7 protein-coding genes are annotated in these 7,795 nt (G+C 67.0%); 5 read left to right on the top strand and 2 right to left on the bottom strand.

All coding sequences use genetic code 11. From position 1 onward, the window contains the following. From HV742_RS25245 to HV742_RS25225, 5 genes are all read left to right on the top strand, one after another. Nucleotides 1-883 (top strand): MotA/TolQ/ExbB proton channel family protein (locus tag HV742_RS25245; RefSeq protein ID WP_175146663.1); only part of this gene is annotated, 883 nt, incomplete at its 5' end. Then, nucleotides 883-1,362: an ExbD/TolR family protein gene (locus HV742_RS25240; protein WP_049072586.1), complete on the top strand. Its 480-nt coding sequence runs from the start codon at nt 883-885 to the stop codon at nt 1,360-1,362. The genes HV742_RS25245 and HV742_RS25240, both read left to right, overlap by 1 nt. Before the next feature lie 65 nt (nt 1,363-1,427). Continuing rightward, nucleotides 1,428-2,099 carry a response regulator transcription factor gene (locus tag HV742_RS25235; RefSeq protein ID WP_006218435.1) on the top strand — a complete coding sequence of 224 codons (672 nt, stop codon included), beginning with the start codon at nt 1,428-1,430 and terminating at the stop codon, nt 2,097-2,099. A gap of 87 nt (nt 2,100-2,186) precedes the next feature. Beyond that, nucleotides 2,187-3,302, top strand: coding sequence for a sensor histidine kinase (locus tag HV742_RS25230; RefSeq protein ID WP_232734983.1), 1,116 nt, complete (start codon nt 2,187-2,189; stop codon nt 3,300-3,302). Continuing rightward, nucleotides 3,299-5,227 carry a potassium transporter Kup gene (locus HV742_RS25225; protein ID WP_049072589.1) on the top strand — a complete coding sequence of 643 codons (1,929 nt, stop codon included), beginning with the start codon at nt 3,299-3,301 and terminating at the stop codon, nt 5,225-5,227. Before HV742_RS25230 ends, HV742_RS25225 begins: the two co-directional genes overlap by 4 nt. A gap of 188 nt (nt 5,228-5,415) precedes the next feature. Here HV742_RS25225 and argG read toward each other — a convergent pair whose 3' ends face one another. Together argG and HV742_RS25215 are read right to left on the bottom strand one after the other, a co-directional pair. Then, complete coding sequence (gene argG, locus HV742_RS25220) at nt 5,416-6,756, bottom strand: argininosuccinate synthase (protein ID WP_175146662.1); 1,341 nt, start codon at nt 6,754-6,756, stop codon at nt 5,416-5,418. A gap of 69 nt (nt 6,757-6,825) precedes the next feature. Then, complete coding sequence (locus HV742_RS25215; protein WP_175146661.1) at nt 6,826-7,785, bottom strand: LysR substrate-binding domain-containing protein; 960 nt, start codon at nt 7,783-7,785, stop codon at nt 6,826-6,828. Between the last annotated feature and the right edge of the window lie 10 nt (nt 7,786-7,795).

Genomic DNA, 7,795 nt, shown 5'->3' with positions numbered 1-7,795 from the left:
CGCCGCCCAGCAAGCCGCGACCGCGGCCGGCGGCATCGTCCAGCAGGCCACCGGCGCCATCCAGCAATCCGCGGACGCGCTGCACAGCGCCGCCGCGGCGCTGCCGGCGGTCGCCCCGGCGCCGGCGCCCGTCCCCGACATGGGCTTCCTGCACTTCGTCGCCCAGAGCGACTTCGTCGGCAAGAGCCTGTTCATCATCCTGATCCTGATGTCGCTGGTGACCTGGTACCTGATCCTGGTCAAGGTCGGCAGCAACATCAGCATGCGCCGCCGCTCGGCCGACTTCCTGAACAAGTTCTGGAACGCCAGTTCGCTGGAACAGGTCGAGCACGAGATCACCACGCACGGCGCGCGCGACCCGTTCTCGCACCTGGCCAGCCACGCCATGCACGCTCAGGCGCACCACAACAAGTTCGGCGCCACCAAGCTCGAAGAGGCGGGTTCGAGCAGCGATTTCGTCACCCGCACCATGCGCAAGGTGATCGACGAGGAAACCGCCAAGCTCGAAAACGGCCTGACGGTGCTGGCCTCGGTGGGTTCGACGGCGCCGTTCGTCGGCCTGTTCGGTACGGTGTGGGGCGTGTACCATGCCCTGGTCGGCATCGGCCTGTCCGATGGCGTCACCATCAACCGCATCGCCGGTCCGGTGGGCGAGGCCCTGATCATGACCGGCCTGGGCCTGGCGGTCGCCATCCCGGCGGTGCTGGCCTACAACACCTTCGTGCGCAACAACCGCGTCTACCTGTCGCGCCTGGACGCCTTCGCGCACGACCTTTTCGCCTTCCTGACCACCGGCCAGCAAGTGGCCCTGTCGGACAGCAAGGTGCGTGCCCTGCGCCGCCAGCACGGTAACGGCGCCGCGGTCCAACGCGGGAGCGAATAATGGCTTTTGGCAGCTTCGAGGGCAAAGGATCCGGGACCCACACGGTTTCCGAGATCAATATGGTGCCGCTGATCGACGTCATGCTGGTGCTGCTGGTGATCTTCATCATCACGGCGCCGCTGCTGGCGCACTCGATCAAGATCAACATGCCCCAGGTGGCCGCCGAGCAGATCGAGGAAGAACCCAAGACCGTGGACCTGGCCATCGATGCCGGGGGGGCGCTGTTCTGGGACGAAAAGCCGGTCAATATCGACGACCTGCCCAATCGCTTCAAGTCGATCGCCGGCACCAAGCCGCAACCCGAGATCCGCATCCGCGCCGACCAGAACACCCGCTACGAGACGCTGGCCAAGGTCATGGCCTCGGCCCGTCGTTCGGGCATGACGCGCATCGGTTTCGTCACCACGCCGCCCTCGGGCGGTGCGGCTGCCGAGGCGCCGGCGGCAGGTGGGGCCACCCCCGCGCCGTCCGGCCGTTGAACGATTCCCGCCAACGGGGCGCATTTCGCGCCCCGTTTTTTCCGGGATCGCGCTAGAATCGCGGCATGCGAGTTCTGGTAATCGAAGACGACACCACCCTGGGCCATGCGCTCCAGGAATTCCTGGCCGACCAAGGTTATGCGGTCGACTGGCTGACCGAGGGCGACCGGGTTCTGGGCGCGCTGGCCGGCCAGCCGTATGACCTGATGCTGCTCGACCTCAATCTGCCCGGCATGAGCGGCCTGGACGTGTTGCGCCAGCTGCGCCAGGATGGCAACCAGGTTCCGGTGCTGATCCTGACCGCCCGTGACGGCATCGAAGACCGCGTTGCCGGCCTGGATGCCGGCGCCGATGACTACGTCACCAAACCTTTCGAACTGCCCGAGCTGGCCGCCCGCGTGCGCGCCTTCGGCCGCCGGCGGGCTGGGCAGGCGCAGCCGCTGATCGAGGTGGGTCCGCTGGTGTTCGACACCGTCGGCCGCGAGGTGCGGGCCAACGGCCAGCGCCTGTCGCTGTCGGTGCGCGAACTGTCCGTGCTGGAAATGCTGATGGCGCGCGTCGGCCGCGTGGTCACCAAGCGCCAGATCGTCAATTCGCTGTCCGCCTGGGACGCGGATTTCAGTGAAAACGCAGTGGAAGTCTATGTCTACCGCCTGCGCAAGCGCCTGGAAGGCACGGGCGCCAGCATCCAAACGGTGCGCGGCTTCGGCTACATGCTGGATGTGGAAACGGCCTGACGGCCCGGCTGGCCGCCCGAAGCCGGTCGGCCCCGCCAGCCTGCGGCGGCCTGACTCCCCATCCGTCCACAGCGAGGGCACCGCGTCATGACGTCAGAACGCACTCCTTCCCCTCCGCCCGCCCCTCGCCCCTTGCTCCCGTCCCGCTCGCTTGCGCGGCATCTGGTCATCCGGCTGATGCCGCCGATCCTGTTGCTGGTGCTGCTGGACCTGGCCGCCACCTGGGTCATCACCCACAAGATCGACATGTCGCTGTGGATGCTGGAGGATTTCTTCTGGCTGATGGTGGTGGGGCAGGTGATGCTGATCGGCCTGTTCACCTGGGTGGTGGTGCAGGGCGTGCGTTCCGGCCTGCGCTCGGTCAATCATCTGTCCGAGGAAATCCGCCAGCGTTCCATCGATGATATGCAGCCGCTCGAAGTGGCCGGCGTGCCGGTCGAGATCGAACCGCTGGTCACTCACACCAACGATCTGCTGCTGCGGCTGGATGCCTCGCTGGCGGCGCAGCGCCGCTTCATCGGCCACGCCGCGCACCAGCTGCGCACGCCGCTTTCCGGCCTGCGGCTGGAATCCGAACTGATGCTGGCGCGGCCCTTGCCCGACGACGTGCGCGCGCGCGCCGAACGCATCAAGGCGGTCAGCGACCGCATGATCCGGCTGGGCCAGCAGTTGCTGGTGCTGGCGCGCGCCGATCCCAATGCGCGGCCGCAGGATAGTTTCGTGCGTATCGACCTGTGCGAATGGGTGCGGGCGCATGGCGCCGAATGGTTCCCGCGAGTGCGCGAGGCGCGTTATGAACTGGACCTGGTGGCGCCGGACGCGCCGATCTGGATCGACGCCGATCCCTTGTTGCTGGCAGAACTGCTGGGCAATTTGATCGACAACGCACTGCGCTATGGCAACGCCACCGGCAAGATCACCCTGATCGTCGGCGCCAATCCGCCGTCGCTGACGGTGGAGGACGACGGCCCCGGCATTCCCCCCGAGGAACGCGATCGCGTGTTCGAGGCGTTCTATCGTTCGCCGTCGGTCACGGCCGGCGGTTCGGGGCTGGGCCTGGCCATCGTGCGCGAGATCGCGCATGCCCACGGCGCCTGGTGGAAGCTCACCAGCCGGCCCGATTTTTCCGGAACGCGGCTGTCGGTCGTGTTTCCCGGCCCTCGCAAGGGGGCTCAACTCACTCGGCAAGAACCCACATCATGAGCCAGGGCTCGGTCAGCGTTCCTTCTTCCTCTACCGGCGGGGCGCCCGCCGGCCACGCCCCGTCCTCGCGCGCCGCCCTCGTCCTGGGGGCGCTGGGCGTGGTGTACGGCGATATCGGCACCAGTCCGCTGTACACCCTGCGGGCTTGCCTGACGGGGCTGAGCGTGCATACCGACCTGGAGCCGGCCCACTTGCTGGGCGTGCTGTCCATCCTGTTCTGGATGCTGATGGTGGTGGTGTCATTCAAGTACGTGACGCTGATCCTGCGCGCGGATAACCGGGGCGAAGGCGGCACGCTGGCGCTGCTGGAGCTGGCGGTGCGCAGCCGCGAGGGCAAGCTGCGCTGGATCCTGATCGTGCTGGGCATCTTCGGCGCGGCGCTGTTCTATGGCGACAGCATGATCACGCCGGCGATTTCGGTGCTGTCGGCACTGGAAGGGATCGGCATCGTTTCGCATACGCTGGACGCGTGGGTGGTGCCGCTGGCGCTGGTGGTGCTGGTGGCGCTGTTCGCGATCCAGTCGCATGGCACGGGCGCCATGGGCAAGCTGTTCGGGCCGGTGATGCTGCTGTGGTTCGGCACGCTGGCGGCGCTGGGCGGCTGGCAGGTGTGGCAGACGCCCGAGGTGCTGGCGGCGCTCAATCCGATGTGGGGCCTGCGTTTCATCGTTGAGTTCCCGTGGATCAGTTTCGTGCTGCTGGGCGCGGTGGTGCTGGCGCTGACCGGCGCCGAGGCGCTGTATGCCGACATGGGCCACTTCGGCCGCCCGGCCATCCGCAGCGCGTGGTTCAGCATGGTGCTGCCGGCGCTGACGCTGTGCTATTTCGGGCAGGGCGCGCTGCTGTTGCGCGATCCCAGCGCGATCCGCAATCCGTTCTTCATGATGGCGCCGGAATGGGGCCTGGCGCCGCTGGTGGCGCTGGCGACGGTGGCCACCATCGTGGCGTCGCAGGCGGTGATCTCGGGCGCGTATTCGGTGACGCGCCAGGCGGTGCAACTGGGCTTCTGGCCGCGCATGCAGATCCTGCACACCTCGGCGGTGGAGAAGGGCCAGATCTATCTGCCGCAGGTCAATGCGCTGCTGTTGTGCGCGGTGCTGGTGCTGGTGCTGGTGTTCCGCAATTCGGACAACCTGGCGGCGGCCTACGGTTTCGCGGTGACGGGGACGATGCTGACGACCTCGGTGCTGGCGTTCGCGGTGCTGCCGCGCGGCACCACGGGCGCCAAGCGCATGCTGTGGTTCGTGGTGCTGGGCCTGTTGCTGCTGTTCGATGTGCTGCTGTTCTCGGCCAACGTGTTCAAGATCCACGAAGGCGGCTGGTTGCCGCTGGTGGTGGCGATCGTGGTGTTCACGCTGATGATGACGTGGCGCCGGGGCCGCCGGCTGCTGTCGGACATGCAGCAGCGCGATCGCCAGCCGCTCAAGGAGTTCATGGAACAGCTGGAGGCCTATCCGCCGTCGCGGGTGCCGGGCACGGCGATTTTCATGACGATGAATTCGGGCAACGTGCCGCCGGCGTTGCTGCACAACCTCAAGCACAACAAGGTGCTGCATGACCATGTGCTGTTCCTGACGATCCGGGTGGCGGATGTGCCGTACGTGTCGGAGGACGAGCGCTTTTCGGTGCAGAAGATGAGCGCGTCGAGCTGGGCGGCGACGATCAACTACGGCTTCAAGGAAGATCCGGATGTGCCGGAGGCGCTGCGGCTGGTGGCCGAGGCGTATCCGGAGCTGGATCTGGAGCCGATGCGCACGTCCTATTTCCTTTCGCGGCAGACGGTGGTGGCGGCCAGGAAGCCGGCGCTGTGGCGCTGGCGGCGGGCGGTGTTTTCGTTCATGGCGCGCAATTCGACGCGGAGCACGAAGTTTTTCAAGATTCCGGCGAATCGGGTCGTGGAGATGGGGATGCAGGTGGAGTTGTAGGCGTTGTTGGGCTGGGGCCGGTTGTTGTTTGAGTTCTTGAGACGCCCGTTGGCGGCTGCTGGGGCGGGTGGTTTTCTTGGCGTGCTTGCCTACAGTTTGTTGGCAGGGGCGAGTATCTTGTGGCTGTTGCGTAATAAAAAAGCCCCTCGGTGTTGCCGAGGGGCTTTTTTGTTGGGCGGGAAGAAGTATTACTTCTTCTTGGCCTCGTCCTTCAGTTGCGGCAGCGAGGTGCCGGAGGCGGAGAGCAGGCCGGTCTTCGTGTAGGTGAACAGCTTGGCGCGGGTGTCGACGATGTCGAGGTTGCGCATGGTCAGCTGGCCGATGCGGTCGGCGGGGGTGAAGGGGGCGTTCTCGACCTTTTCCATCGACAGGCGCTCGGGAGCGTAGGTCAGGTTGGGCGATTCGGTGTTGAGCAGCGAGTAGTCGTTGCCGCGGCGCAGTTCGATGGTGACTTCGCCGGTGATGGCGCGGGCGACCCAGCGCTGGGCGGTTTCGCGCAGCATGATGGCTTGCGGGTCGAACCAGCGGCCCTGGTACAGCAGGCGGCCGAGCTTGCGGCCGCTTTCGCGGTACTGCTCGATGGTGTCTTCGTTGTGGATGCCGGTGACCAGGCGTTCGTAGGCGATGAACAGCAGGGCCAGGCCCGGGGCTTCGTAGATGCCGCGGCTCTTGGCTTCGATGATGCGGTTTTCGATCTGGTCGCTCATGCCCAGGCCGTGGCGGCCGCCGATGCGGTTGGCTTCGAGCATCAGCTCGACCGGGTCGCTGTATTCCACGCCGTTCAGGGCGACCGGCTGGCCTTCCTCGAAGCGGACGGTGACTTCCTCGGCCTTGACGGCGACGTCGTCGCGCCAGAAAGCCACGCCCATGATGGGCTTGACGATGCGGATGCCGGAGTTCAGGTGTTCCAGGTCCTTGGCTTCGTGGGTGGCGCCGAGCAGGTTGGAGTCGGTGGAGTAGGCCTTTTCCGCCGACATCTTGTAGTCGAAGCCGGCCTGGCGCATGTACTCGGACATTTCCGAGCGGCCGCCGAGCTGGTCGATGAATTGCTGGTCGAGCCAGGGCTTGTAGATCTTCAGGTCCGGGTTGGTCAGCAGGCCGTAGCGGTAGAAGCGCTCGATGTCGTTGCCCTTGAAGGTGCTGCCGTCACCCCAGATGTTGACGTTGTCTTCCTTCATGGCGGCCACCAGCATGGTGCCGGTGACGGCGCGGCCGATGGGCGTGGTGTTGAAGTAGGTGATGCCGGCGGTCGAGATGTGGAAGGCGCCGGCCTGCAGGGCGGCGATGCCTTCGGCCACGAGCTGCGCGCGGCAGTCGATCAGGCGGGCGTTCTCGGCGCCGTAGGCCAGGGCCTTGCGCGGGATCTCGTCGTAGTCGGATTCGTCGGGCTGGCCCAGGTTCGCGGTGTAGGCGTAGGGGATGGCGCCGTTGTTGCGCATCCAGAGCAGCGCGGCGCTGGTGTCGAGGCCGCCGGAAAAGGCGATGCCGACCTTCTGGCCGGTGGGAAGGTTCGGGAGGATAGTGGTCATTGTTTGAGGTGAGACGCCAACGGGACTTTGACAGCAACGAGCCGCCAAACAAGAAATCTGGCGGCCATTTTAACGCGTTTGGGCGGTCCGGGCAGGGCGGCGGCCGGCGCTCCGGGCGGAGGGGGCGGCGGGCTCGAACAGGGCGGCCAGGTTCAACTGGCGGATCAGATCGCCGGTGGCCGTGGCCAGCCGGGTGGCGGGGCGGTGGCGGGCGCTGGCCAGCACCAGATTGTTGGTGATGCCGGGCGCGACGATTTCGCTGAGCGACAGCGCGTGTTCGGCCGCCGGCCCGCGCGCGGCCGAACGCGGCAGGATGGCGTAGGCGTCGCCCTGCGCCGCCAGTTCGACGATGGTCTGCACCGCATCGACCTCGGCCGCCACCTGCAGGCGCACGCCCTGGGCGCGGCAGATGCTCTCGACCAGGGTGCGGATGGCGTTGGGCAGGCTGGGCAGCACCAGCGGATAGGCGCCCAGCCCGGCCACCGCGACGCGCGCGGGCAGCGGCGGCTGATGGTTGGCTGCGGCCACCAGCACCAGGTTTTCCCGGAACAGCGATTCATAGCCCAGTTGCGGTGACGGCGCCGGGTCGTACAGCAGCGCCAGATCGACGCGGCCGGCCAGCAGCCATTCGCGCATCTGCGCGCTCAGGCCTTCGGCCACGGCGATCGAGGCGTCGGGAAAGCGGCGGCGGAAAGCCTGCACCAGGGGCGGCGTGAGGACCCGCGCGATGCGTGGCGGCAAGCCCACCACCACTTTGCCCGTCGGCGTTTCGCGCAGGGTCTGCAGGTCCTGCTTGGCGCGGTCGGCCAGGGCCAGCAGGGCGCGGGCATGTTCCAGAAAGCGCAGGCCGGCCTCGGTCGGTTCCGCGCCGCGGCCGTTGCGGTAGAGCAGGTGCTGGCCCAGCTCCAGTTCCAGCAGGCGCACCTGGCGGCTCAGCGTCGGTTGGGCTACGTCGAGCATTTCGGCGGCGCGCGAGAAGCTGCGGCGCTCGGCGACGCGCACGAAGTATTCGATCTGCTTGAGGTCCATGGCGATTTGA

It is taken from the genome of Achromobacter ruhlandii (assembly GCF_902859695.1).
Lineage (GTDB): Bacteria > Pseudomonadota > Gammaproteobacteria > Burkholderiales > Burkholderiaceae_B > Achromobacter > Achromobacter ruhlandii.
The sequence above is the reverse complement of the archived record's forward strand: the minus strand, read 5'-3'. Positions and strand labels throughout refer to the sequence as shown.